24 protein-coding genes are annotated in these 24,380 nt (G+C 70.4%); 15 read left to right on the plus strand and 9 right to left on the minus strand.

The features are described 5' to 3' along the window. Positions 1-81 precede the first annotated feature (81 nt). On the minus strand, positions 82-633 hold the full coding sequence (locus tag OC490_RS39165; protein WP_262062808.1) for a DUF5134 domain-containing protein: 552 nt from the start codon (positions 631-633) through the stop codon (positions 82-84). Between the two features lie 184 nt (positions 634-817). Between OC490_RS39165 and OC490_RS39170 the strand changes: the two genes are divergently transcribed. The 3 genes from OC490_RS39170 (at position 818) to OC490_RS39180 (ending at position 5,794) form a co-directional block, all read left to right on the plus strand. Next, positions 818-2,506, plus strand: a complete 1,689-nt coding sequence (locus tag OC490_RS39170; RefSeq protein WP_262062809.1) for an FUSC family protein — start codon at positions 818-820, stop codon at positions 2,504-2,506. Further along, a complete protein-coding gene (locus OC490_RS39175; RefSeq protein WP_262062810.1) occupies positions 2,503-3,090 on the plus strand; it encodes a MarR family winged helix-turn-helix transcriptional regulator in 588 nt (195 codons plus the stop codon). Before OC490_RS39170 ends, OC490_RS39175 begins: the two co-directional genes overlap by 4 nt. A 118-nt stretch (positions 3,091-3,208) precedes the next feature. After that, positions 3,209-5,794, plus strand: coding sequence for a cellulosome protein (locus OC490_RS39180; protein WP_262062811.1), 2,586 nt, complete (start codon positions 3,209-3,211; stop codon positions 5,792-5,794). A gap of 30 nt (positions 5,795-5,824) precedes the next feature. Here the strand turns inward: OC490_RS39180 and OC490_RS39185 are convergent, their stop codons facing one another. Next, complete coding sequence (locus OC490_RS39185) at positions 5,825-6,589, minus strand: VOC family protein (RefSeq protein WP_262062812.1); 765 nt, start codon at positions 6,587-6,589, stop codon at positions 5,825-5,827. Between the two features lie 96 nt (positions 6,590-6,685). After that, positions 6,686-7,078, minus strand: a complete 393-nt coding sequence (locus tag OC490_RS39190) for a VOC family protein (protein WP_262062813.1) — start codon at positions 7,076-7,078, stop codon at positions 6,686-6,688. Positions 7,079-7,155: 77 nt separating this feature from the next. Here OC490_RS39190 and OC490_RS39195 point away from each other — a divergent pair, with 77 nt between their 5' ends. Then, complete coding sequence (locus OC490_RS39195) at positions 7,156-7,695, plus strand: GNAT family N-acetyltransferase (RefSeq protein WP_262062814.1); 540 nt, start codon at positions 7,156-7,158, stop codon at positions 7,693-7,695. Between the two features lie 3 nt (positions 7,696-7,698). Here the strand turns inward: OC490_RS39195 and OC490_RS39200 are convergent, their stop codons facing one another. Further along, positions 7,699-8,382 carry a glycerophosphodiester phosphodiesterase gene (locus OC490_RS39200; RefSeq protein WP_262062815.1) on the minus strand — a complete coding sequence of 228 codons (684 nt, stop codon included), beginning with the start codon at positions 8,380-8,382 and terminating at the stop codon, positions 7,699-7,701. A 402-nt stretch (positions 8,383-8,784) separates the two neighbouring features. On the opposite strand from OC490_RS39200, the gene OC490_RS39205 reads away from it, so the two are divergent. The 5 genes from OC490_RS39205 (at position 8,785) to OC490_RS39225 (ending at position 13,394) form a co-directional block, all read left to right on the plus strand. Then, on the plus strand, positions 8,785-10,182 hold the full coding sequence (locus tag OC490_RS39205) for a DUF6421 family protein (RefSeq protein WP_262062816.1): 1,398 nt from the start codon (positions 8,785-8,787) through the stop codon (positions 10,180-10,182). A 38-nt stretch (positions 10,183-10,220) separates the two neighbouring features. Continuing rightward, on the plus strand, positions 10,221-10,967 hold the full coding sequence (locus OC490_RS39210; protein ID WP_262062858.1) for an SDR family NAD(P)-dependent oxidoreductase: 747 nt from the start codon (positions 10,221-10,223) through the stop codon (positions 10,965-10,967). Further along, complete coding sequence (locus OC490_RS39215; protein WP_262062817.1) at positions 10,964-12,034, plus strand: threonine aldolase family protein; 1,071 nt, start codon at positions 10,964-10,966, stop codon at positions 12,032-12,034. Before OC490_RS39210 ends, OC490_RS39215 begins: the two co-directional genes overlap by 4 nt. Positions 12,035-12,120: 86 nt before the next feature. Further along, positions 12,121-12,693, plus strand: coding sequence for a transglutaminase domain-containing protein (locus OC490_RS39220; RefSeq protein ID WP_262062818.1), 573 nt, complete (start codon positions 12,121-12,123; stop codon positions 12,691-12,693). A gap of 8 nt (positions 12,694-12,701) precedes the next feature. Continuing rightward, positions 12,702-13,394, plus strand: coding sequence for a B3/4 domain-containing protein (locus tag OC490_RS39225; RefSeq protein WP_262062819.1), 693 nt, complete (start codon positions 12,702-12,704; stop codon positions 13,392-13,394). Positions 13,395-13,398: 4 nt separating this feature from the next. Here OC490_RS39225 and OC490_RS39230 read toward each other — a convergent pair whose 3' ends face one another. Further along, a complete protein-coding gene (locus tag OC490_RS39230; protein WP_262062820.1) occupies positions 13,399-14,127 on the minus strand; it encodes a lysophospholipid acyltransferase family protein in 729 nt (242 codons plus the stop codon). 186 nt (positions 14,128-14,313) lie between these two features. Then, positions 14,314-14,730, minus strand: coding sequence for a DUF4395 domain-containing protein (locus tag OC490_RS39235; RefSeq protein WP_200711505.1), 417 nt, complete (start codon positions 14,728-14,730; stop codon positions 14,314-14,316). A 75-nt stretch (positions 14,731-14,805) separates the two neighbouring features. Between OC490_RS39235 and OC490_RS39240 the strand changes: the two genes are divergently transcribed. The 4 genes from OC490_RS39240 to OC490_RS39255 all read left to right on the plus strand — a co-directional run bounded on the left by OC490_RS39240 (position 14,806) and on the right by OC490_RS39255 (position 18,041). Then, a complete protein-coding gene (locus OC490_RS39240; protein ID WP_262062821.1) occupies positions 14,806-15,219 on the plus strand; it encodes a TlpA family protein disulfide reductase in 414 nt (137 codons plus the stop codon). Positions 15,220-15,427: 208 nt separating this feature from the next. Next, positions 15,428-15,937, plus strand: coding sequence for a flavin reductase family protein (locus tag OC490_RS39245; RefSeq protein WP_262062822.1), 510 nt, complete (start codon positions 15,428-15,430; stop codon positions 15,935-15,937). A gap of 244 nt (positions 15,938-16,181) precedes the next feature. After that, positions 16,182-16,970 carry an electron transfer flavoprotein subunit beta/FixA family protein gene (locus OC490_RS39250; RefSeq protein WP_262062823.1) on the plus strand — a complete coding sequence of 263 codons (789 nt, stop codon included), beginning with the start codon at positions 16,182-16,184 and terminating at the stop codon, positions 16,968-16,970. A gap of 108 nt (positions 16,971-17,078) precedes the next feature. Beyond that, positions 17,079-18,041: an electron transfer flavoprotein subunit alpha/FixB family protein gene (locus OC490_RS39255; protein ID WP_262062824.1), complete on the plus strand. Its 963-nt coding sequence runs from the start codon at positions 17,079-17,081 to the stop codon at positions 18,039-18,041. Positions 18,042-18,109: 68 nt separating this feature from the next. Here the strand turns inward: OC490_RS39255 and OC490_RS39260 are convergent, their stop codons facing one another. Continuing rightward, complete coding sequence (locus OC490_RS39260; RefSeq protein ID WP_262062825.1) at positions 18,110-19,003, minus strand: endonuclease/exonuclease/phosphatase family protein; 894 nt, start codon at positions 19,001-19,003, stop codon at positions 18,110-18,112. A 184-nt stretch (positions 19,004-19,187) separates the two neighbouring features. Between OC490_RS39260 and OC490_RS39265 the strand changes: the two genes are divergently transcribed. Next, on the plus strand, positions 19,188-20,492 hold the full coding sequence (locus OC490_RS39265) for an HpcH/HpaI aldolase/citrate lyase family protein (protein WP_262062826.1): 1,305 nt from the start codon (positions 19,188-19,190) through the stop codon (positions 20,490-20,492). Positions 20,493-20,563: 71 nt separating this feature from the next. Next, the gene (locus OC490_RS39270; RefSeq protein WP_410099232.1) at positions 20,564-22,456 is read left to right on the plus strand and encodes a protein kinase domain-containing protein; all 1,893 of its coding nucleotides are present in this window, start codon (positions 20,564-20,566) and stop codon (positions 22,454-22,456) included. Here OC490_RS39270 and OC490_RS39275 read toward each other — a convergent pair. Then, entirely contained in the window at positions 22,402-23,181 is a 780-nt protein-coding gene (locus OC490_RS39275; protein WP_262062828.1) for a hypothetical protein, read from the minus strand. The genes OC490_RS39270 and OC490_RS39275 overlap by 55 nt on opposite strands. Positions 23,182-23,189: 8 nt before the next feature. Next, on the minus strand, positions 23,190-24,227 hold the full coding sequence (locus OC490_RS39280) for a LacI family DNA-binding transcriptional regulator (protein WP_262062829.1): 1,038 nt from the start codon (positions 24,225-24,227) through the stop codon (positions 23,190-23,192). Between the last annotated feature and the right edge of the window lie 153 nt (positions 24,228-24,380).

Raw genomic sequence — 24,380 nt, forward strand, 5'->3', positions numbered from 1 at the left:
ATCAGGGGTACGGCTTGTTACGGCAAAGTGACGCAGACCACGATTTCGTACAGTGCCCCGGATTCCTGGATTCCCGGATCCTCAGAGCGTCAACAGCATCGCGACCATGGCGATCCCCATCGACAGCCGGCACGCCCGAGCCAACTCCGGCCGGTCGCCCCACCCGACACTCCCGCCGTCGCCGACGGCCGCGCCGGTGACGGGCACCAGTCGTATGCCCGACAGCAGCACGTATCCCACGAAGTAGAGGAGCAACACACCTGTCACGAGCGGGACTCCGGAGCCCTCGTGCTCATGGTGGTGACCGGGGGAGGCGCCCATCACGAGCGCCATGTAGACCATGGCGGCGGTGCCCAGCAGATGGTGCACATGGTGCGGGCTCCTGCGCGCGGTCCACAGGGCGCGCAGCGCCGCCGCGCCGAAGACCGCCGCATAGCCGGGCCAGGCCCACGACGGCGGTGCGAACACCGCGGCGGGCACGGCCATGGCGGCCATCCCGAAGCCCATCAGCGCCTCGCCGCCGGCGGCCCGTCGCTGTTCCTCGACGGGGCTGCGCATCCGCAACAGGCAGTACGCCCCGGTCGCGGCGCAGAGCGCGACCAGCAGCCAGCCGGGCGAAGCCGGTCCGTGCATGCGCATCCCCCCGTTCCACCCTTGTTCTCACTCTTCGTAGACGATCGGTCACAGGTTGCCCGTGCCACACGGGGCGCAATCGAGCGCAACGGTGTACATGGGGAGCACTCGGCGGAGTGCGGCAGGTCGGAGGTGCGTTCCGGGATGTGTTTTACGAGTAAAATACCTGCTAAACTTGCCCTTCATGAGCAGTGCGACCCCCGCCCCCACCCCGCGCGTCCGACGCCTTCCGCTCGCCGGTGTGCTCCGTCTCGGCCGGCCCTCCGACATCTGGTTCAAGCCCGCGCTCAGCGTGGTCGCGTCCGTCGCCCCGCCCAACCTGGCCCTGCTCGCCCTGGGCCGCCTCGACTTGGCGATGTACACGATGGCCGGCTCCTTGTGCGCGCTCTACGCCCACAACAAGCCCTACGCCGCCCGGGCCCGCGCCCTGCTCTGGGTGGTGCTCGGGATGATCGGCGGTCTCGCCGTCGCGCTGGTCACCGCCTCCCTCACCACGAACGCCGTCGTGCTGGTCACGGTCGGCGCCGCCCTGGCCGCCGTACAGAAGGGCCTGTGCGACGCGACCCGGATCGGCCCGCCCGGCAACGTCGTCCTCACCTTCATCAGCTCCGCCTCGCTCTTCGCGCCGCAGACACTCGCCCAGATCCCCGGTCACCTCGCGCTCGCCGCCGTGGCGGGCGTCTGGGCGTGGCTCGTCGGCATGGCACCCGGCCTCGTCCGGCCCCACGGCCCCGAGCGCCGCGCCACGGCCCAGGCGCTGGACGCCGCCGCCGTGTACGCCGTCACCCACGGCACCGGCGACGGCCACGCACGCGCGCGTGCCGCAACGGCAGCGGCCATCCAGGCAGCCTGGCAGTCCCTGCTCGCCACGGGTGCCCGCACCGAGCCCCGCCGCTCCCTCGAACGTCTCGTCGTCCGTGCCGAGGTCGCCCTCGCCGCGCCCGCGGACACCGACCCGGAGTTGCTTCGCATCTGGGCCCGCGAACTGCGCGGCAGCGGACCGGTCCCTCGGACCGACGATCCAGTGAGTGCCGTGGCCGAACTGCTCGGTGTGGACGCCGAACTCGCCACCTCCGCCCGCCCGTTGTGGACCAGGCTCGGCCCGCTCGCCCCCCTCGTGCTGCGCACGGGGATCGGCTGTGCCCTCGCGGGTTACGCCTCCCTGGCGCTCGGCGTGGGCCGTCCCTACTGGGCCCTCGTCACCGCCGCCTCCCTCTACCAGGTCAACATCACCCTCACCTGGGGCCGGGGAGTGCAGCGGGTCGTCGGAAACCTCCTGGGCGTGCTCGTCTTCGCCGGGGTGGCACCGCTCGCGCACGCCCGTCCGGCGGCCCTCGTGCTGTGCTGCCTCGCGTTCAACTTCGGCGCCGAGGCGCTGATCGGCCGCAACTACTGGCTCGGCAGCGTCTGCGTGACCCCGATGGCGCTGCTCATCACCGAGTTCGCCCGGACCCAGCAGTCCGGGGAGCTGATCACCGAGCGGGTCGTGGACACCCTCGTCGGCGCCCTGGTCGGCCTCGTGGCCGCGGTTACCGTCACCAACCGGCGCGCGACCGACCGTGTCGAGGAGGCGCTGACCGCGGTCGATGGGGCGCGCGGCCGGGCCGCGCGACTCCTGTGTGAGCCCGTTCCCGCCCCCGGAGCCCTGGATTCCGCGCACCGCGCGCTCGCCGCCGCCCTGGTCGAACTGCGGGCCACCGTCGACGCCGCGTCCGGCGAGTGGTGGCAGCGCGCTCTGCCCCAGGAGCGGGTCGTGCTCGCCGAGCAGTCCGGACACCGTACGCTCGCCGCGACGGTACGACGCCGGGGGCCGCACTCCTGGCCGACCGCGGATCGGCGCACGGGCAGGAAGACGGAGGGCGTACGGGGATGACGTCAATGAACGGACGGCCGGCGGACGGAAACGGTGCCTCTCCGGATACGGCCCGGCACGACCACTCGCCGAGCGCGCCCCGCCACGACACCGTCGCCGCCGTAGTCGGGCAGTGGCAGGCCGTGCACCCCGATCTCGACACCGGACCGATGGAGATCATCGGCCGTATCAACCGGTGTGCCGCCCTGCTCCAGCAGGCCGAGGACGCGCCGCTGCGCCGGGCCGGGCTCAGCCGTCCTGAGTTCGACCTGCTCGGCGCGCTCCGCCGCACCGGGCACGAACTGACGCCGAGCGACCTGACCCGGGAGACCTTCTCCTCGGGTGCCGCCGTCACCAAGCGCCTCAAGCAGCTCACCGAACGCGGACTGGTCGAGCGCCGCGGCGACACCCGCGACCGCCGCGTCGCCCACGTCCGCCTCACGGACGCCGGCCGCGACCTCGTCGACGCGATCCTGCCCGAGCAGCTCGCCTACGAGACCACCGTGCTCGCCGGTCTCGACACCCCCGGACAGGGCGAACTCGCCACCCTGCTCGGTGAGTTGCTGGCCCAGCTGGAAGGCCGGCTGGGAGTGCTGCGCGTCTGAGCCGCCGTATGCGAGCGGTGACGGACCGTTGACGTGGGCCGGGTGATCTCCCTACGTTCGACCAGGTCGGTTCGGGACACCGGCTGTCGTACGACATGTCGAACAAGGGATTGATGCCGTGGCAGCCGAAGCCTCCGCCGCCCCCACCTCCGGGAAGCTCACCATCGACCTCGGCACCGACACGGGCCCCTTCCACGGAGGCGCGAGCGGCACGCTCTACGGCCTCTACGGCGACGGTGTCCCCAGCCGCAACGTCGTCGAGGGCATGTACGTCCGCACGGTCTCCACCAAGGCCCAGGACGGCACCCAGCACCCGGGCGCCGACGCCCTGGAGATGCTGCGCCCCTTCGTCGAGGCGGGTGGCAAGGACGTCTACGTCTACCTGACCGACATCTACCGCGGCTTCCCCTACGAATGGCCCGGCGCCACCGGCCCCGAGCGCCTCGCCGACTTCACGGCGCGCGTCCGCAGGCACGTCGAACAGGTACTGGCGCTCGGCGCGTACGGGTCCCATGTCGTGTACGTCCCGTTCAACGAACCCGAGGGCAACATGTTCGGCACGGGGGAGTGGAGCTACGACGGGACCTCCTGGCACACCGACCCACGCGCCTACTTCACCGCGTGGCGTGACATCTACCGCCTGATCAAGGACCTCGACCCCGACGCCCGCATCGCCGGCCCCAACACCTGCGAGCTGTACGACGAGGTCAAGGGCTTCCTGCAGTTCGCCGAGGCCGAGGGCGTACTGCCCGACATCGTCACCTGGCACGAACTGTCCTCGCCGGACGAGATCCGCACGAACGTCGCCAAGTACCGGGCTCTGGAACGGGAGTTGGGCATCGGCCCACTCCCCGTCAACATCAACGAGTACGCCCACAACTACCACTTGTCCGTCCCGGGGCAGATGATCCAGTGGATCGCCGCGATCGAGGAGTCCAAGGTCGACGCCGACATGGCGTACTGGAACATCGACGGCAACCTCAACGACTCGGCGGTCGAGGCCAACAAGGGCAACGGACAGTGGTGGCTGTTCAACGCCTACGGCCAGTTCACGGGCAACACCGTCCGGGTCACCGCACCCCACCCGAACGTGCAGTACACACTCCAGGGCGTCGCATCACTCGACCGGGACAAGCGGCAGGCGCGGGTGCTCTTCGGCGGCGCGGGCGGTTCGGCGGACGTCGTGTTCGAGCACGTCGACCCCGAGGTCTTCGGTACGACCGTTCACGCGCGGCTCCTGGAGATCCCCTGGACGGGACAAGTCGGCGCCTCCGCACCGCCGTTGCGGCTCGCCGACCGTGAACTCCCCGTCATGAACGGCAAAGTGACGCTCCGTCTGACGGACCTGGAGGAGATGTCGGCGTACCAGGTGATCCTGTCCCCGGGCGGCGAGGGGGCCGTAGCGCTGGCGCCCTCGGTCGGCTGGAGCCGGACGTATCAGGCCGAGGACGCGACCTACCTCGGTGGCGGCCGGTCCCTGAACGGGCCCGAGGGGTCCCCGTCCGACGTCGACAAGTTCGCCACGTCGACCGGCTACCACGTGGGCGGCCTCCGCACCGGCTCCGACGGCGTGCTCGCCTTCTCCGTCGAAGTCCCGCAGGACGGGACGTACGACGTGAGCGTCTTCGCCAACTCGTACAACCTGGCCGACGCGGTGCGCGAGCAGGGACCCACCAATGTCTTCCTCCGCGTCGACGGCCGCCAACCGCGCGAACTCCGGCTGCCGCTCGGCTACAAGTGGGCGGTGTGGGGCCACACCGACACTCGCGTCGAACTGACCGCCGGTGCGCACACGATCACCCTCGCCGCCAAGGACGCCGACCTCGGTGTCACGCGGGGCGACGCGGTCGTCGACAAGCTCGACCTCACCCTCCGCGACGACCAGGAGGCCGGGTTCGCGTTGTACGACGCCGAGTTCGCCGTTCTGGAGGGTGGTGCTCGTGTCGACTACACGATCCGAGGTGCCTCCGGCCCCGGTGTCGCCGTACTGCCGCGGGGTGGCACCGCGACCTTCTGGGTGCACGCGGCGGACTACGGGGAGGCGACGGTGACGGTCGACCGGATCGGGCCCGGGGAGGGCGAGTTGACGATCAACGGTGAGAACGTGGGGATTGTCGAACGATCCTCCGTGCCCCTCTTCCTCGCATCGGGCATCAACAAGATCACCATCACCGCCGCTTCCGACGACCTCGTCCTCGACCGCCTCCGGACAGCGCCGTCACGCGGCCTCCTGCCCACCTCGACCTACCCGGCCGAGGAGGGCATCACGACCGGCAGTGCCCGGGTCACCGGTGCCCACACGTTCGCCACCGGCGGCAAGGCGGTCGACGGCATCGGCGCCGGACCCGGGAACGCCCTCACCCTCACCGTGACGGCGGAGCGGGCCGGCCGGCACGCGCTCACGATCCGCTACTCCAACGGCGAGCAGGCGCCCGCCACCCACTACAACCCGGACCCGGTCTGCCGCCACGCGGACATCGGGGTCAACGGGGCCGCCCCACAGCGCGTCCTGTTCCCCACGACCTTCCACTTCAACAACTTCCACGACCTGACCGTCCCCGTCACCCTCGACGAGGGCGCCAACACCCTCACCTTCACCGCCGACGAACTCCCGGACCACGACGGCCGGTCGAGGAACCAGTACGGTCAGCGCTCCGCGTACGCCCCCGTGATCGACCAGGTGACGGTGACACCGCTGGCTTGACCGCGTGCGGCGGGCGGGCGAACGACGGGCTCAGCCCTCCGCGCCCGCCCCGTGCACCCCGAACACCGCCCCCTGCGGATCCCGCAGCACCGCGATCCGCCGTACGTCGGCGATGGAATGCGGCTCCATGAGGACCGTGCCGCCCGCCGCGGTCGTCGCGGCGGCGGTCGCGTGGACGTCGGCCACCGCGAAGTACGGCAGCCAGTGCGGAGGCACCTCAAGCGGGAACTTGTCGTCCATCGCCATCATGCCGCCGAAGTCGGCGCCGTCGATGCCCCACTGCGGGTAGTGCGCCGAGGGCCGGACGGTCCAGCCGAACACGTTCGTGTAGAAGGCCTCGGCCCGCTCGGGCGCCCGCGTCAGCAGCTCCACCCAGCCCAGCGCGCCGGGCGAGTTGAACAGCCCGGCGCCGGGGAAGGCCCGCGCCTGCCACATCTGGAACGCGGCCCCGCCCGGGTCCAGGGCGACCGCGAAGCGCCCGATGTCGAACACGTCGGCCGGCTCCGTCAACAGCGTCCCGCCCGCCGTACGCACCCGCTCCGCGGCCCTGTCGGCGTCCGCCACCGCGAACGACACGTTCCACGCCACCGGCTGCGACTCCTGGAACAGGGGCGCCAGACCGGCGACCGCCGCGTCCCCGATGTGCGCGACCGTGTAGCCGCCCGCCTCCTGCCGGGGATCGGTCTCCGGACGCCAGCCGAACACGTCCGCGTAGAACCGCTTGGCCGCATCGAGATCACTGGTCCCGAGCTCGACCCAGCAGGGCCCGCCGGTCACCGGCCTGTCGAGCTTCATGGCGTTCCTTCCGCAGGAAGTACCCCTCCCAGCACGCTAAGCCCGGGCCGCGACCCCGGCCAACCGGCACGGAAGGGCACCCTGCCCGCCGTAGGCCTAGATCCCCGGCCGGTACCGCAGCGGATGATCCGCCGGCACCTCCACCAGCACGATCCGCGTCCCGTCCGGATCCGCCACCCACATCTCCACCAGCCCCCAGGGCTCCTTCACCGGCGGCCGTACGATCTCGACCCCCTTCGCCCGCGACTCCTCGTACGCGGCCCCCGCGTCCGCGACCTGCAGCCACAGCTGTACGGCGGGCGAGGGCGGGGTGTCGGAGCGTCCGGAGACCTCCAGGAACCCGCCGCCGAGGAAGTAGACGGTCCCGCGCTCCACCCCCGTGCCGAACTCCCGGTAGACGGGCAGCCCCAACTGCTCGCCGTAGAAGGCGCGGGAGCGGTCGGGATCGGTCGGGCGCAGCAGGATACGGCTGCTCAGTACGTGCACCATGCGGCCGGAGCCTAGTCTTCGTGGCCGCGTTACTCTCGTCTCTGCCCGAGCCGCGCCCCTGATCGGAGTTGTGCACCATGGACACCGCCGCCACCGGACTGACCTTCCGCGACGCCACCGACGCCGATGTGGACGCCCTCGTCGTGCTGATCGAGTCGGCCTACCGGGGTGACGACAGCCGGGCCGGGTGGACCACCGAGGCGGACATCCTCGAAGGGCAGCGGACCGACCCCGAAGGCGTGCTCGCGGTCGTCAAGTCGCCCGACAGCCGACTGCTGGTGGTCGAACGGGACGGTCAGGTCGTCGCCTGCTGCCAGCTCGAACACCGCGGCGACCACGCCTACTTCGGGATGTTCGCGGTCAGCCCGCAGCTCCAGGGCGGCGGGCTCGGCAAGGTCATCATCGCGGAGGCGGAGCGCACGGCCAGGGAGACCTGGGGAGTGGGGGAGATGCACATGACCGTGATCTCCGTACGGAACGACCTCATCGCCTGGTACGAGCGCCGCGGCTATCGCCGTACGGGCCGGATGACCCCGTTCCCGTACGGCGACGAGCGGTTCGGCATTCCGCAGCGCGACGACCTGCAGTTCGAGCTGCTGGTCAAGCCGTTGGTGTGAGGCTCACGCCGTGAAGCGGCCCGTGCGTTTGATCTCCGGGTAGTCGGTGGTCGCGCCGTCCAGGCCCAGGGCGCGTACGAGCCGCAGCTGGTCCTGGGTGTTCACCACCCAGCCGATGATCTTCAGGTCCGCCTTGCGGGCCGCCTCGACGACCTCCAGGGTCAGCCTGCGGATGTTGAGGCAGACCGTTTCGGCACCGGCCTCGGTGGCGCGCTCCACCACGTCGGGGCCGAAGCGGCTCGCGATCAGCGCGGTGCGCACGCCGGGCACCAGGCGGGCGATCTCGGTGATCGCCTCGTCGTGGAACGAGGACACCTCGACCCGTCCGACCAGGTCCCGTCGGTGCATGACCTCGGCCAGCGCCCGTGCCGCCGCCAGGTCCTTGATCTCTGCCTGGAGCGGTGACCGGACGGCGTCCAGCACCTCGTCGAAGGTGGGTACGTGCTCGCCGCGGCCCGCGTCCAGGGTGCGCAGCTCGTCGAGGGTCCGTTCGGCGATCGGACCGGTCCCGTCGGTCGTACGGTCCACGTCGGCGTCGTGCATGACGACGAGGGCGCCGTCCCTGCTCAGATGCAGATCGAGTTCGATGACATCGAGGCCGGCCTGCTCGGCGGCGACGAAGGAACGGAGAGTGTTCTCGGGTTCGAGACCCATGACTCCGCGGTGACCGATGGTGAGGAAGTTCAAGGTTCGACTCGCTTCCGTCGACGGCGGCTCGGCACGCGCGCGCGGCGCGGCCGGACATCGGCGTCCACGCGGCAGAGCCGCAGCCTAACGGCCGGGCCCGGCGATGGACCCGCACGTACACGGACGAACGGGGAGACAGGAGCGGCCGACCTGCGCGGCACCGGCAGGGACGGTCATCCCGGGGTGGGCGAGTCCCGGGGTGATTGACGGGTGGCCGGTTTCGACGCCCCGCTCCCTGGGTAGCCGCGCGATGTCTCTTCGGCGGCCTTCACGGTTTCCGGCAGGAAAAAGTTCGGTCACGAGCAGGGGTCGGCAGGATAATTTCCCGAAGATCCCCTTGCTGGGAGAAACCACATATGTATACGGTTTCCATACGCTGGGTTCTCCCGTGGAGGAAGTGACATGACGGAAATTCTTGTGCAGGTGGGTTCGGAGGAGCAGGTTCCTCCCGTGACCAGGGTGGTGGAGCATCCGGCATGGCCCGTGCTCAAGGATGCCGTGGAGCGGATCCGGCCATGGCAGGCCAAGGACGGGTCGATCGACTTCACGGCCGAGGGTGCCCCGGACCGCGCGGAGGTCGAGTACGCCGTACGCCGGGTGACGGGTGCCGTCGAGGAGCTCTCGTGGCTGCTCCCGCACGATGCCGCCTATCATGGCGCGCTGGTCAGGGACCTTGAACTGTGGGCCGAAGAGGGCTTCCACGTGCCCGACTTCCTCGACTCGCTGCTGGCCTTCCAGCCCGCCGCGAACCGCCGGGACGGACTCCAGCACCTGGTCGTCTTCCCGATGTACACGCAGAACGGCAACCCGGACCGCAACCTCGAAGCGGTCGTCCTGCGCATGGTCTGGCCCGACTGGCTGGCCGAGCTGGAGGCGACCCGCTACGACAACCCGCTGTTCTGCGGCATCACCTTCGAGGACTTCACGTCCGGCTACGACACCAACTCGGCCGTGCTCTTCCCGGAGACCATCGCCGTACGCCAGGCGCCGGAACGATTCTCCTGGGGCGGCATCTTCTGCGACCGCGAGGCCGCCCGCTTCCGCCGGGTCACCGACGCCGCCGTAGAGATCCTCGGCATGCGACTGCCCGAGGACATCGCCACGATGGTCGACGACCAGAAGCGCTGCGAGGAGGCCTTCGTCCTGTGGGACATGGTCCACGACCGCACCCACAGCCACGGCGACCTGCCCTTCGACCCGTTCATGATCAAGCAGCGCCAGCCCTTCTGGATGTACGGCCTGGAGGAGCTGCGCTGCGACCTCACCGCCTTCAAGGAGGCCGTGAAGCTGGAGGCCGACGGCGTCCCGCAGGCCCGTGACGTGCAGTACGCGGTCCTCTGCGACCGCATGTTCCGCTTCCCCGTCACCGGTGAGCGCGTGCGCAACTACGACGGACTCGGCGGCCAGCTCCTCTTCGCCTACCTCCACAAGCACGACGTCGTCCGCTGGACCGACAACAAGCTGCACATCGACTGGCAGCGCGCCCCAGAGGTCACCAACCAGCTGTGCGCCGAGATCGAGGACCTCTACCGCGCGGGCATCGACCGCCCCAAGCTCGTCCACTGGTTCAAGGCCTACGAGCTGGTCGCCACCTACCTCGCCCCGCACCCCGGCTCCAAGTGGGCCAAGGGTCCCGACGCCCTGGACCTGAGCCAGCCGCCGCGGAAACTCGTGGATGACGTGCTTCCGGACGAGTTTCCGCTGAGCATGTTCTATGAGGCCCTCTCCAAGAAGCTCAAGAACGTGATCGCCTCGACCCGGGGCATCACGGCGGAGAGTGCCGAGCGGATCGCCGCGTGAGCGACCGTACGACCGAAGTGGCTCAGGAGGCGAGGACCATGGGGAACGGGGCGCTCAACGGCGCGGTGATCGCGGTGGCCGGAGCGGGCGGGCCGGCCGGCCACGCCGTGCTGCTGCGGCTGGCGGAGGCGGGCGCGACCGTCGTCGGCTCGGACGCGCATCCCGAACGCCTGGCGGAGGCCGTGGACGCGGCCCGCTACGCGCACGGTGGCGCCACCGTCGTTGGAGACACCGTCGACCTGCTCGACCCGCAGGCCACCCGCGACTGGGCCGCGCACATCGAGAAGGACTTCGGCCGCGTCGACGGCCTCGTCCACCTCGTCGGCGGCTGGCGCGGCAGCGCCACCTTCGCCGAGACCGACCTCGCCGACTGGGACCTGCTGGAGAAGCTGCTCATCCGCACCGTGCAGCACACCTCCCTGGCCTTCTACGACGGCCTGGAGCGCAGCGACCGCGGCCGGTACCTGCTGATCAGCGCGGCCGGCGCCAGCAAGCCGACCGCGGGCAACGCCGCGTACTCCGCGTCGAAGGCCGCCGCCGAGGCCTGGACCCTCGCGATGGCCGACGGCTACCGCAAGGCGGGGGGCGCGGACGGGCCCACCTCCGCCGCCGCCATCATGGTGGTGAAGGCGCTGGTGCACGACGCGATGCGCGCCGAACGCCCCAACGCGAAGTTCGCGGGCTTCACCGACGTCAAGGACCTCGCCGAGGCCATCGCCGGCGTCTGGGACAAGCCCGCCGCCGAAGTGAACGGAAACCGTCTGTGGCTGACCGAGAAGCCGTGAACCCTCCGAAGACCGACGCACGGCGCCACCACGACCCGGAGATCCGCGGCTTCGCCAGCGACAACTACGCCGGCGCCCACCCCGAGGTACTTGCCGCCCTCGCCCTCGCCAACGGCGGCCACCAGGTCGCCTACGGAGAGGACGACTACACCGAACACCTCCAGGGCATCATCCGCAGCCACTTCGGCGCTACGGCCGAGGCCTTCCCGGTCTTCAACGGCACCGGCGCCAACGTCGTCGCGCTCCAGGCGGTCACCGACCGCTGGGGCGCGGTGATCTGCGCCGAGAGCGCCCACATCAACGTCGACGAGGGTGGCGCCCCCGAACGCATGGGCGGGCTGAAACTGCTCACGGTGCCCACCCCCGACGGCAAGCTCACGCCCGAGCTGATCGACCGCCAGGCGTACGGCTGGGACGACGAGCACCGTGCGATGCCGCAGGTCGTCTCGATCACCCAGAGCACCGAACTCGGCACCCTCTACACGCCCGACGAGATCCGCGCGATCTGCGACCACGCCCACGCGCGCGGCATGAAGGTCCACCTCGACGGCTCCCGGATAGCCAACGCGGCGGCCTCGTTGGACGTCCCCATGCGGACGTTCACCAACGCGGTCGGCGTCGACATCCTCTCCCTGGGCGGGACGAAGAACGGCGCGATCTTCGGCGAGGCGGTCGTGGTGATCAACCAGGACGCCGTCAGCCACATGAAGCACCTGCGCAAGCTGTCCATGCAGCTCGCCTCCAAGATGCGCTTCGTCTCTGTGCAGTTGGAGGCGCTGCTGGCCAAGGACCTGTGGCTGCGCAACGCCCGCCACGCCAACGAGATGGCCCAGCGCCTCGCCGAGGGCGTGCGCGCGGTGCACGGTGTGGAGATCCTCTACCCGGTGCAGGCCAACGGTGTCTTCGCCCGCCTCCCGCACGACGTGAGCGAGCGTCTTCAGGAGCGTTTCCGGTTCTACTTCTGGGACGAGGCCGCCGGCGACGTCCGCTGGATGTGCGGCTTCGACACGACCGAGGACGACGTGGACGCGTTCGTGGCGGCGCTCAAGGAGGAGATGGCGCGGTAGCCGACCCCCTCGCATTGCTGCATAGGTATGCGGTCATCTGAAAAGTCATTGACTCTCGGGTGATCGCTTTCCTATGCTCTCCAGTCATGGAGCTGATCCAGAACACCCCCGATCTGTCCGCCTACTTGGCCGCTGACGAGGTCGTCGACCACGACCACCCCCTCGTCCGGGAGACGGCCGCGCGTCTCGCCAAGGGTGCTGCGGACTCGTATGGCTATGCACGGCTGGCCTTCGAGTTCGTGCGGGACAGGATTCCCCACTCGCAGGACTCCGGTGATCCGCGGGTCACCTGGCGGGCGTCCGACGTCCTGGAGCAGGGCACCGGCATCTGCTACGCCAAGGCGCATGCGCTGGCCGCGCTGTTGCGGGCCGAGGACATCCCTACGGCGCTGTGCTACCAGAAGTTCGACGTGGTGCACGGGCTGGTCGCCGTGCGGTTCAACGGGGCCTGGCACCGGCAGGATCCGCGCGGCAACAAGCCGGGCGTGGACGCGCAGTTCTCCCTCGACGGCGAGCGGCTGGCCTTCGTACCCGATCCGGAGTTCAATGAGCTGGACTATCCGGTCCTGTATGCTGAACCGCATCCGGTCGTCCTGAGCGCCCTGAAGGCCGCCCCCGACCGGCCGCACCTGTGGCAGACGCTCCCGACCGCACTCTGAGGCACCTCATGACGCTCACCCTGACCGTGACCGACGAAGTCCGCACCCTCGCACCCGGTTTCACGCATGTCGCGATCGAGGCGCACGGACTGGTCAACGGGCCCAGCACCGAAGCGAGTTCGGCGCTCCTCGACGACGCGGCCCGCCGACTGGCCGTACGGCTGGACGGTCGTGCCCCGCACGAGGACCCGCACATGCTGGCCTGGCGCGAGGTGTACACGGCGTTCGGGTCGAAGCCCTCGCGCACCCGCAACTCGGCCGAGGCGCTGGCCAAGAGGGCGCTCACGGACGCCGGACTGCCCCGGATCAATGTGCTGGTCGACCTCTACAACGCCATCAGCGTCGTGTACCTGATCCCCGTGGGCGGTGAGGACATCGACCGCATCCAGGGCGGCATGACCCTCCAACGGGCCACCGGGGACGAGGAGTTCGTGACCGTCGCGGGCGGCGAGGAGGTCGTCGAACACCCCGACGCGGGCGAGGTGGTGTGGCGGGACGCGGCCGGTGTCACCTGCCGCCGCTGGAACTGGCGACAGGGACCGCGCACCAGGCTCACGGAGCAGTCGACGTCCGCAGTCTTCCTGTTGGAGAGTCTGGCGCCGATGCCCGTCGCCGAGGTGGAACGCGCGGGTGCCGAACTCGCCGAACTGCTGGAGAAGTTCAGCCCCGGGGCGCAGATCACCGTCCACGCCCCGGTGTGACGATTCAGCGAGCCTCGGACGCCTTGACCTCTTCGGCGGTGGGTGCCGTGCCGCCGAGATGGGCCGGCATCCACCAGGTGTCGTCCGGGCCCTTGGGGCGGACCGGATAGGCGCGCTGGGCGGCCTCAAGGAGCTCCTGGACGCGCTCGCGCAGCCGACGGGTGATCGCGCCCGCGTACTGGTCCTGGGGGGCCTCCACCGGCTCGCCGACCCGGATGGTGATCGGGGTGTGGCTGCGCTTGAAGTTCTTCGGGTGGCCCTTGGTCCACAGCCGCTGGGTGCCCCACAGCGCCATCGGGATCAGCGGGACGCCGGCCTCCTGGGCCATGCGCGCGGCACCGGACTTGAAGCTCTTCAGGGTGAAGGACTGCGAGATCGTCGCCTCGGGGAAGACGCCGACGATCTCGCCGGACCGCAGCGACTCCAGCGCGTGCTGGTAGGCGGTCTCGCCCTGCTTGCGGTCCACCGGGATGTGCTTCATGCCGCGCATCAGCGGACCGGAGATCTTGTGCCGGAACACCGACTCCTTCGCCATGAAGCGCACCAGGCGCTTCTGCGGCAGGGCGGCCAGGCCGTCGAAGATGAAGTCCAGATAGCTGATGTGGTTGCTGACCAGCACGGCGCCGCCCGAGCGCGGAATGTTCTCCGTTCCCTTGCAGTCGATCTTGAGGTCCCAGGCCTTGAACAACGTTTGGGCGAGACCGACGACGGGACGGTAGACAAACTCAGCCATGGACGGGGTGGACCCTTCTCTCTGCCTGGAAGGGGTTCTCCGGGCGGGAAAGTTACGCAGCCGTAGGTTTACGGCATTGCGCAGATCGTGCCCCAAGAACGAACGACTGGCCAGTCCTCGTGCCGTAGAACGGCGAGATCCTCGTCACGTCCATCACTTGATCCACCTCGGACTTTTAAATTGCCTTTACTCTGCGCGAACCGTCACCCGGCGTACGAGCAGGTACATCTCGCATCCCAAGCAGTACCCGAACGCGGCATTGAGGAACGCGGCGGCGAGCGCGGCGCCGGTTGCCGCGAGCCCCAGCCAGGTGGGCCCCAGGCCGAAACCGACCAGACCAACCCCGGCGAAGACCAGCCCGACCGCCTGCGCGAACCGCGGCGGCTCCGGTGACTCGAACTCGGTCGGCGGCCCGATCCGGGGCCGTACGGCCTTCCGGAACAGCCAGCCGTACGGCGAACGGCCCACGCCGCCCGCCGCGCCCAGCGCGAACGCCAGGGTCTGCCAGGCCAGCAGCCAGAAGCTGCCGGTGACCAGCACGACCGCCAGCACCGCGGTCGTCAGGGCCGCCCCGAAGCGCGGTCCTCGTACGTCGATGTCCATGAATCAAGGATTCCGCAACGGAAAGGATTCTGAGTGCCGGGAATCTTTGCAGTCTCGTGAACGCTGGAAGGGTCGATGACCGGACTTGTGGTGTGCGTGGTGGTGCTCGCGGCGGCGAGCGCCTACGGAGTGCTTCATCGGCGGCGGAGCGGGAGGGTACGGGTGCGCGGGCGCGACGGCGGAAAACGGCTCGGCGCCGCCGAGTTGGGCGGCGACCTCGGGGAGAAGGCCACCCTGGTGCAGTTCTCCAGCGCCTTCTGCGCGCCCTGCCGGGCCACGCGCCGGGTGCTGGGCGAGGTGGCCGGCATGGTCCCCGGCGTGAGTCACATCGAGATCGACGCCGAGGACCATCTGGACCTCGTACGGGAACTCGACATCCTGAAGACCCCCACCGTGCTGGTGCTCGACGCGGACGGGCGGGTCGTGCGGCGCGCCACCGGCCTCCCCCGCAAGGCGGATGTCATCGCGGCCCTGGGGGAGGCGGTTTGACGATTCGGGCGGAAGCGGTGAGCCATCTCCCATATGCCGGAACGTACTTGACTGCGCACACCACCTATCGTCAGCCTGACCGTATGCCTTCGGAACTCCTTCTTTTCGGGCGGGTGCACGTCGACCTCGCACGCACCGCCAGCGCGTGCTGTCCGGGCTGTTGAGCAGCCACGGTCCCGCTCGTCGCCTCCCCAAGAAGGACAGCCCCATGACGGCCACGCCCGATCTCGGCACCTCTCAGCTCGCCTCTCCCGACCTGCTGCGTTCCGTCTTCCGGCAGCACGCGGCCGGTGTGGCGGTGATCACCGCGCGCGGTGAGACCGGTCCGGTCGGCTTCACCGCCACCTCCCTCAGTTCCGTCTCGGCCCAGCCCCCGATGCTGTCCTTCGGGATCAGCACCGGCGCGTCCAGCTGGCCGGCGATATCCGGGGTCGACCATGTCGGCGTGCACATACTCGGCGAGCACCAGGAGCGGTTGGCCGCCACCTTCGCCCGCAGCGGCGCCGACCGGTTCGGGGCGCCCACCGTCTGGCACGAGGCGCCCGAGGGTGTCCCGGTCCTCGACGGCGTGCTCGCCTGGCTGGTGTGCAGGGTCGTCGCGCGCGTACCCGCCGGGGACCACCGCATAGTGATCGCCGAGGTCGCCCTCGGTGAGCACGCCGACTCCGGCCGACCGCTCCTCTACCACCAGGGGCGCTTCAACGGACTGCGTGACTGAGACCACTCCCGGTGGGTGACGGGCCACCCTGCGGAAGCGTCGAGTTCCGATTACGCTGCGTTGCACAGGTCACAGTTCAAAGCGCTTGCTTAGCGGGCATCTGCTGAGGGAGCGTAGTGCTGCGTACTGGCGAGTAATATTTCGCTCGGAGCACCGGCCGCCCGCACCGGGAACGGCCGTTCAAGGCGCCTATGCTGCCTGGAAGTAGGCAGCCGAAAAATGACGATGCAGTAGGAGAGCCGGCGTGAGCTTGAGGATCGTTGTCACTGTGAAGTACGTGCCCGACGCCACTGGCGACCGGCACTTCGCCGATGACCTGACCGTCGACCGGGACGACGTGGACGGTCTGCTCTCCGAGCTCGACGAGTACGCGGTCGAGCAGGCGCTGCAGATCTCCGAGAACTCGGACGACGACGTGGAGATCACCGTCCTGACCGTGGGCCCGGAGGACGCCAAGGACGCCCTGCGCAAGGCGCTGTCCATGGGTGCCGACAAGGCGATCCACGTCGAGGACGACGATCTGCACGGCACCGACGTCATCGGCACCTCCCTGGTGCTGGCCAAGGCGATCGAGAAGGCCGGCTTCGACCTGGTCGTCTCCGGCATGGCCTCCACCGACGGCACCGCCGGTGTGATCCCCGCCCTGCTGGCCGAGCGCCTGGGCGTCCCCCAGGTCACGCTGCTCTCCGAGGTCTCCGTCGCGGACGGCGTCGTCAAGGGCCGCCGTGACGGCGACACCGCCTCCGAGCAGCTGGAGGCCTCCCTGCCGGCCGTTGTGTCCGTCACCGACCAGTCGGGCGAGGCGCGTTACCCCTCCTTCAAGGGCATCATGGCCGCCAAGAAGAAGCCTGTTCAGGCCTGGGACCTCTCCGACCTGGAGATCGACACCGACGAGGTCGGCCTCGAAGGCGCCTGGACCGCCGTCGACTCCGCGGCCCAGCGCCCCGCGCGCACCGCCGGCACGATCGTCAAGGACGAGGGCGAGGGCGGCAAGCAGCTCGCCGAGTTCCTCGCGGGCCAGAAGTTCATCTGAGCGGCACCGGGGGAGTGCAGGCACGCCCCCACGCCGCTCGCCCCAGGGCTCAAGACCCGACTCGCTTACCGCCCCTCAGACTTCGCACGCACGCAGGAGACCATTCCCATGGCTGAAGTTCTCGTCTACGTCGACCACGTGGACGGTGCCGTCCGCAAGCCCACCCTGGAGCTGCTGACGCTGGCCCGCCGTATCGGCGAGCCCGTCGCGGTCGCCCTCGGCCCCGGTGCCGAGAACACCGCCGCCGCGCTCGCCGAGCACGGCGCGGTGAAGGTGCTCACGCACGACGCCGCCGAGTACGCCGACTACCTCGTCGTACCGAAGGTGGACGCCCTCCAGGCCGCCTACGACGCCGTCTCCCCGGCCGCCGTCCTGGTGCCGTCCTCCGCCGAGGGCAAGGAGATCGCCGCCCGCCTGGCCGTGCGCATCGGCTCCGGCATCATCACCGACGCCACCGACCTGGAGGCCGGTGCCGAGGGCCCGGTCGCCACGCAGTCGGTGTTCGCCGCCTCCTTCACCACCAAGACCCGTGTCTCCAAGGGCACCCCGGTCATCACCGTGAAGCCCAACTCGGCTGCCGTGGAGGCCGCTCCGGCCGCCGGCGCCGTCGAGGCCCTCGCGGTCACCTTCTCGGACAAGGCCACCGGCACCAAGGTCACCGCGCGCACCCCGCGCGAGTCGACCGGCCGCCCGGAGCTGACCGAGGCCGCGATCGTCGTCTCCGGCGGTCGTGGTGTGAACGGCTCGGAGAACTTCGCGATCATCGAGGCCCTCGCCGACTCCCTCGGCGCGGCCGTCGGCGCCTCGCGTGCCGCCGTCGACGCCGGCTGGTACCCGCACTCCAACCAGGTCGGCCAGACCGGCAAGAGCGTGTCCCCGCAGCTCTACATCGCCAACGGCATCTCCGGCGCGATCCAGCACCGTGCGGGCATGCAGACCTCGAAGACGATCGTGGCCGTCAACAAGGACGCCGAGGCCCCGATCTTCGACCTCGTCGACTACGGCGTGGTCGGCGACCTCTTCGACGTCGTCCCGCAGCTCACCGAGGAGATCAACACCCGCAAGGGCTGATCTCCGGAAGCGTCACGTGGCCCCTGCGACCCGCGCGGTCGTGGGGGCCTCGGCGCATCCCGGGCCGCTCATCCCAGGCTGATCGTGGACTGCACGGGCAGATGGTCGCTCGGGAACTGGCTGTTCTCGGAGAACGTGTCGATGGCCGTACGGCGCACGGCGACTCCCTGGGTGACCAGGATCCAGTCGATGCGGTTCCCGCTCGGGACGAGCGCGCGATAGCCGTGGAAGGTGCCGTACAGCGGCCCGCGCCCGGCCGCCGCGTCCCAGGTGTCCCTGAGACCGGCGCCCAGCATCGTGTCGTAGACCGAGGTGGTGTAGGCGGCGGTGTTGAAGTCGCCGGTGACCACGATCGGCAGGGAGCGGTCGAGACGGGCGAGGCGTTGGGCGATGAGCGTGGCGGCACGCTCGCGTGCGTACTGACTCGCGTTGTCCAGATGGGTGTTGAGGACGTAGAACTGCCGTCCGCCGTCCCCGAGGTCGCGGAAGCGGATCCAGGTGGCGATGCGTGGGTGGTCGCCGCCCCAGGTGTTCGAGCCGATCACCGAGGGCGTGTCGGAGAGCCAGAACTGGTCGTACTCGACGGGGGCGAGTCGGCGGGTGTCGTAGAAGATCGCCGTCTCCTCGTCGAAGCTGCCGCCCTTACGGCCGCCGCCGATCCAGTCGTAGTGCGGTGCGAGGTCGTGCTTGATGTCCTGGAGCTGCGCGTAGAGGCCTTCCTGGGTGCCGATGATGTCGGGGGCCGCGCGGAGCAGCAGGTCGCGCATCACCGGGCGGCGGACCTTCCAGCTGTTGGGCTCCTCGCTGCTCGCGTAGCGCAGGTTGAAGGTCATCACGTCCAGCAGGCGGGTCTCCTTCCGGGCGGTTCCGGAGCGCGTGGTTCCGATGAGTGGCAGGGCGACGGCGGCCGCCACCAGTGTGGTGAGCCCGGCGCGCCGCGTCACCGTCCTGACAGTCGACATGTGCATCCCCTCCCCTTGGGAGTCAGGATGAAGGGGCGGAGAGCCGGGCGGAAGAGGGCCTCGGGGCGGGAGTGAACGGTGTGGGTTCACGCCGTGGACAGGGTGTTGACCGGCGGGAAGATCCACGGATAACTTCGTTCTACGGATTGTTGATTCCGTACAGCGGAAAACTGGAGGCTGTGGAATGGGTCAGGGCGAGCAGGAGAAGGTGGCGACGAGCCTCGCGGGCGCGGTCGGCGAGGAGATCAGCGCCTCCCTGGCACCGGTCGACGCCGAACTGGAGCGCCGCTACCCCGGCGACCCCGGCACCCGCCAACCCGTCCACACGGTCTACGTCCCCGGTGACGTCTTCGCCGCCGACACGATCCGCACCTGGGGCGACCGCGCCCTCGCCGCCCTCGACGAGCACGCCCCCGACGCCGCCTCCTTCGCCGCCGTCCTCGGCCTCTCCGACGAGCTCGCCGAACCCGTCCACGCGCGCGTGCGGGCCAAGTTGGAGCACGAGCCCGTCGAGGACCTGCGTGTCGACTTCGAGGACGGCTACGGCCCCCGCCCCGACGCCGAGGAGGACGAGGCCGCCGCCCGCGCGGCCCGGCTCATCGCCGAGGCGTACCAGAAGGGCACGGCGGCGCCCTACATGGGCATCCGGATGAAGTGCATGGAAGCGCCGGTGCGCGACCGGGGCATCCGCACCCTCGACATCTTCCTGACCGGACTGATGGCGGCCGACGGACTGCCCGAGGGGCTGGTCCTGACCCTGCCCAAGGTCACCTACGCCGAACAGGTCACCGCGATGGTGCGCCTCCTGGACGCCTTCGAGAAGGCGCACGGTCTCGCCGCCGGCCGGATCGGCTTCGAGATCCAGATCGAGACCAGCCAGTCCATCCTGGCCACCGACGGGACCGCCACGGTGGCCCGCATGATCCAGGCCGCCGAGGGCCGCGCCACCGGCCTGCACTACGGCACCTTCGACTACAGCGCCTGCCTCGGCATCTCCGCCGCCTACCAGGCCAGCGACCACCCCGCCGCCGACCACGCGAAGGCCGTCATGCAGGTCGCGGCGGCCGGCACGGGAGTACGCGTCTCGGACGGCTCCACCAATGTGCTCCCGGTCGGTCCGACGGCCAAGGTCCACGACGCCTGGCGACTGCACTACGGCCTCACCCGGCGGGCGCTGTCCCGCGCGTACTACCAGGGCTGGGACATGCACCCCGGCCACATCCCCACCCGCTACGCGGCCGTCTTCGCCTTCTACCGCGAGGGCTTCCAACAGGCCGCCGCCCGCCTCGCCCGCTACGCCAACCGGGCCGGCGGCGACGTCATGGACGAGCCTGCGACCGCCAAGGCCCTCAGCGGCTATCTGCTGCGGGGCCTGGACTGCGGCGCGCTCGACATCGCCGAGGTGGCCGACGCGACCGGGCTGACCCGGACGGACCTGGAGGGCTTCGCGACGCCCCGCCGGGGCGACCTGACGGCGTCCGCCACGTAGCGGACATGTCACAGCTGTCGCCGCCCCCTCCTGTTGTCACTGCCGCCCCGTAGGCTGTACGGCGTTCATGGATGTGCCACAGAAACGGAGCGGCAGTGTCTTCGGGGGAGAGCGGACGCGTGGACGGAGTCGGCCGACTGCTGGCCGGGCGCTATCGCGTCGTGGCCAGGCTCGGGCGCGGCGGTATGGGCGTGGTCTGGCGCGCCGTCGACGAGGTCCTGGGCCGTGAGGTCGCGGTCAAGGAACTGCGCACGTTCACCGACGACTACGCGCCCGAACTCGCCGATCTGCGGCTGCGGATGCAGCGCGAGGCACGGGCCGCGGCGCGGGTCCGCCACCCCGGTGTCGTCGCCGTGCACGACATCGCGGAGGTCGACGGACGCCCGCTGATCGTCATGGAGTTGATCGACGGTCCCTCCCTGGACGACGTGCTGGGGGAGCGCGGCCCCGTCGACCCGCGCGAGGCGGCCGGGATCGGTGCGAAGGTGATGGAGGCACTGGCCGCCGCCCACGCCGTCGGTGTGCTGCACCGCGATGTGAAGCCCGGGAACATCCTGCTGGAGCGCTCGGGCCGGGTCGTCCTCACGGACTTCGGCATAGCGACCATGGACGACCCGGGCGACGGATCCGCCACGCACCTCACGCGCAGCGGCGAACTCATCGGCTCCCTGGACTACTTGGCTCCCGAACGCGCGCAGGGCGCCGACCCCGGCCCGGCCTCCGACGTCTGGGCCCTGGGCGCCACGCTGTACGCGGCCGTCGAGGGCGCCTCACCGTTCCGCCGCACCTCGACGTACTCCACCCTCACGGCGATCGTCGACGAACCCCTGCCGGAACCCCACCGCGCCGGTCCGCTCACCCCCGTCCTGCGCCAACTGCTCGACAAACGCCCCGAGTCCCGCCCCGACGCCGACCAGGCGCGCACACTGCTGGAAGCGGTGGCACAGGCGCCCGAGACGGACTCGCCCACGACTCTGCTGCGGGGGACCGGGGGAGGGCTTGCCGCGGTGCCCGTGGGCTCGGGGGCGGGAGACCGGGTTCAGGAACCGCAGGAGTCAACGGAGGCTCGGACCACGGGACTTGGGGGTGAGGAACAGGAGACCCCGGTTGGAGCTGAAGAGCAGGTCCCCGGTTCTTCGGTGCGGCCGGCTGGAGCGGATGCCCCTCCGCCCGATCCCACGCCACTTTCCGCACCCGCACCCACGCCCGCTCCCACCTCCGTCCCCCAAGGCTTCGGCCCGCCCCTCGCCCCGGTACCCCACCCGTCCCCGCCGACCGGCCCCATCGCGCGCCCGGCCCGCCCCCGCGGCAAGGCACGTGTTCTGATCGCCGCCGCTGCCGTAGCGGTCGTCCTCGCCGGAGCCGGGGTGGCCGTCGCCCACTTCGTCGACTCCGGTGGCACGTCGGACACTTCGCAGGGCGGCTCACCCCCGGTCCAGGACGTCGGCGCCTCCTCGCCCACCGCACGCGCGGACGCCCGGCGCTCGGACTCCGCCAGGCCCACCGGACAGGGCGCCGACGGGACTGAGGCACCGACGCAGCAGCACACCGGCAAGGGTGAGGACACGACGGCTGGGCAATCCCCCACCGCCTCGCCGACCAGGTCCGCTTCCTCCGGCGGCACAACCACAGGCGGCAACAGCACCCCCACGGGCGGAACCAGCCCCAGCGCCAGTCCCACCCCGGCCTGCCAGTCCATCGGCGGCGGCAAGTACAACTGCCAGGTGTGGCGCAGCGCCAAGTCCTACACCGCGTCCGGCACCGAGGCAGGTGTGCTCGGCGCGGGCACCAACTACTTCTATTGCCAGGTGAATCTGGGCCGCCGCGAGACATACGGCCAGTGGACCAACGTCTGGTGGGCGAAGACGGACGACGACAGCGGCAACACGAACGTCTATGTCAGCGACGTCTACATCAAGGGCGGGGGCAACGACGAACCGGTCCCGGGACTACCGGTCTGCTGAGGCTGCACGAAGCGCTCCAGACCGGACGCCGTCACCAACCCCTCCTCCCGGAACAGCCGCGTACCCCGCTCGCACAACTCCCGGTCTCCGCGCGCCCGTACACAGAACTCCTCCGGTGTCCGCCCGAACAGCTTCCTCAACTCCGGCGAGGCAGCCAGAAGTTCGGTGAGCAGCGCGCGCTCACCCGGATGCCGGCGCGGCCCACCCGTGCCGTCACGCAGCACCCCGTGCCGGTTGACGTAGACGTACGCGCCCCGCGGCGACTCCCCGGAGTCCGCCGCGAAACGGAACTCGGACCCGGTCAACCACGCCCGGTCGTACGCCCCTTCACTCGCGTCCACCACGGCGAGCTGCCGCGCGTCGAACCACGTCACGAACAACTCCCGTACGACACCCGGTGAGGTGACCGGCGACGCGGACACGTAGCCCACGCGGCTCACATGCGCGGAGACACCGACGTCGACACCGGTGACCCGTACCTTCACCATCGGGACGGGGGAGTCGATCCCGAACTCAGCCATCTTGTGCCGCAGTTGACCGGGACAGGCGTTGGAACCGACGGCGAGAACCGGAGTGCGGTCCTCATACGCAAAGCGGTCGTCGAGGGGCAGCAGCCGGTCCCCGACGAGGAGTCCGGAGGCGGCGGGCCAAGCACCCGGGTAGTCGAGCGGGAACTCCCGCGGCGCCCGGGCCAGCCCCAGAGCCTCCAGCGTACGGTCGTTCACGGGTCGGCTCAGTCCGTCGGCGGCAGCTCGCCCGAGCCCCGGGTGATCAGCCGGGTCGGCAGCTCGATGCGTTCCGGGGCGATGAGCGTGCCGTCCAACTGGCGGAAGAGACGATCGGCCGCGGTACGGCCGAGGGCCGCCGCGTCCTGGGCGACGACGGTCACGCCGGGCTGGAGCAGGTCGGCGAGTTCGAAGTCGTCGAAGCCCACGAGGGCGATCCGCCGGGCCTGTTCGGCGAGGACGCGGACGACGGTGACCGTCACGCGGTTGTTGCCGGCGAAGATCGCGGTGACGGGGGAGGGGCCGGACAGCATGTCCTCGGCGGCCCGGCGCACCCGGACGGGGTCGGTCACACCGAGGGACATCCAGGCGTCCTCGACCGCTATACCGGCGTCCTCCATGGCGGCCCGGTAGCCGCGCAGGCGCTCGGCGGCCGTGTGGATGCGGGGCATGTCGCCGATGAAACCGATGCGCCGGTGGCCGTGGGAGATGAGGTGGGTGACCCCCTCGTGCGCGCCGCCGTAGCTGTCGGACAGGACGACATCGGCGTCGATCTGCCCGGCCGGGCGGTCCACGAACACGGTCGCGACGCCCGCCTTGATCTCCGGCTCCAGATAACGGTGGTCGTCCCCGGCCGGGATCACGACCAGACCGTCCACCCGCCGGGCGCACAGCGCGAGCACCAACTCCTGCTCACGGTCCGGGTCTTCGGCGCTGGAGCCGTTGATCAGGAGGGCGCCGTGGGCGCGGGCCACCTCCTCGACCGCGCGGCTGAGGGGGCCGTAGAACGGGTCGGCGAGGTCCTCCAGGACGAGGCCGATGCTTGCCGTGCTGCCTTTGCGCAGGACGCGCGCGCTGTCGTTGCGGCGGAAGCCGAGGGCGTCGATGGCCTCCTGGACGCGACGCTCGGTGTCGGGGGTGACGCCCGGTTCGCCGTTGACCACCCGCGACACCGTTTTCAGGCCGACACCGGCGCGCGCGGCCACGTCCTTCATGGTCGGACGGTTGCCGTAGCGGTTCTCGGGGCGGCGGGCGGTCTCTGGCACGATGCGCTGTCCTGTCCTGTCGTCCACGGGGGATGCAAAGGTCCATGGGTTTGTATGAGGATGTGGCGTCGAGCATAGAGCCTGGACAACGTTGTCATGTGCGAGAGAGACTGTCCAACGATATCTCCGGCCTGCGCCCCCACCGCGAGACCG

Origin of the sequence: Streptomyces sp. STR69 (genome assembly GCF_024519455.1) — a bacterium.
Classification (GTDB): domain Bacteria; phylum Actinomycetota; class Actinomycetes; order Streptomycetales; family Streptomycetaceae; genus Streptomyces.

Coding starts and splice junctions, on each gene's coding strand:
- OC490_RS39165 (WP_262062808.1), bottom strand. CDS start 633: ATGCACGGACCGGCTTCGCCCGGCTGGCTGCTGGTCGCGCTCTGCGCC.
- OC490_RS39170 (WP_262062809.1), top strand. CDS start 818: ATGAGCAGTGCGACCCCCGCCCCCACCCCGCGCGTCCGACGCCTTCCG.
- OC490_RS39175 (WP_262062810.1), top strand. CDS start 2,503: ATGACGTCAATGAACGGACGGCCGGCGGACGGAAACGGTGCCTCTCCG.
- OC490_RS39185 (WP_262062812.1), bottom strand. CDS start 6,589: ATGAAGCTCGACAGGCCGGTGACCGGCGGGCCCTGCTGGGTCGAGCTC.
- OC490_RS39190 (WP_262062813.1), bottom strand. CDS start 7,078: ATGGTGCACGTACTGAGCAGCCGTATCCTGCTGCGCCCGACCGATCCC.
- OC490_RS39195 (WP_262062814.1), top strand. CDS start 7,156: ATGGACACCGCCGCCACCGGACTGACCTTCCGCGACGCCACCGACGCC.
- OC490_RS39205 (WP_262062816.1), top strand. CDS start 8,785: ATGACGGAAATTCTTGTGCAGGTGGGTTCGGAGGAGCAGGTTCCTCCC.
- OC490_RS39210 (WP_262062858.1), top strand. CDS start 10,221: ATGGGGAACGGGGCGCTCAACGGCGCGGTGATCGCGGTGGCCGGAGCG.
- OC490_RS39220 (WP_262062818.1), top strand. CDS start 12,121: ATGGAGCTGATCCAGAACACCCCCGATCTGTCCGCCTACTTGGCCGCT.
- OC490_RS39225 (WP_262062819.1), top strand. CDS start 12,702: ATGACGCTCACCCTGACCGTGACCGACGAAGTCCGCACCCTCGCACCC.
- OC490_RS39230 (WP_262062820.1), bottom strand. CDS start 14,127: ATGGCTGAGTTTGTCTACCGTCCCGTCGTCGGTCTCGCCCAAACGTTG.
- OC490_RS39235 (WP_200711505.1), bottom strand. CDS start 14,730: ATGGACATCGACGTACGAGGACCGCGCTTCGGGGCGGCCCTGACGACC.
- OC490_RS39240 (WP_262062821.1), top strand. CDS start 14,806: ATGACCGGACTTGTGGTGTGCGTGGTGGTGCTCGCGGCGGCGAGCGCC.
- OC490_RS39245 (WP_262062822.1), top strand. CDS start 15,428: ATGACGGCCACGCCCGATCTCGGCACCTCTCAGCTCGCCTCTCCCGAC.
- OC490_RS39255 (WP_262062824.1), top strand. CDS start 17,079: ATGGCTGAAGTTCTCGTCTACGTCGACCACGTGGACGGTGCCGTCCGC.
- OC490_RS39260 (WP_262062825.1), bottom strand. CDS start 19,003: ATGTCGACTGTCAGGACGGTGACGCGGCGCGCCGGGCTCACCACACTG.
- OC490_RS39265 (WP_262062826.1), top strand. CDS start 19,188: ATGGGTCAGGGCGAGCAGGAGAAGGTGGCGACGAGCCTCGCGGGCGCG.
- OC490_RS39270 (WP_410099232.1), top strand. CDS start 20,564: ATGTGCCACAGAAACGGAGCGGCAGTGTCTTCGGGGGAGAGCGGACGC.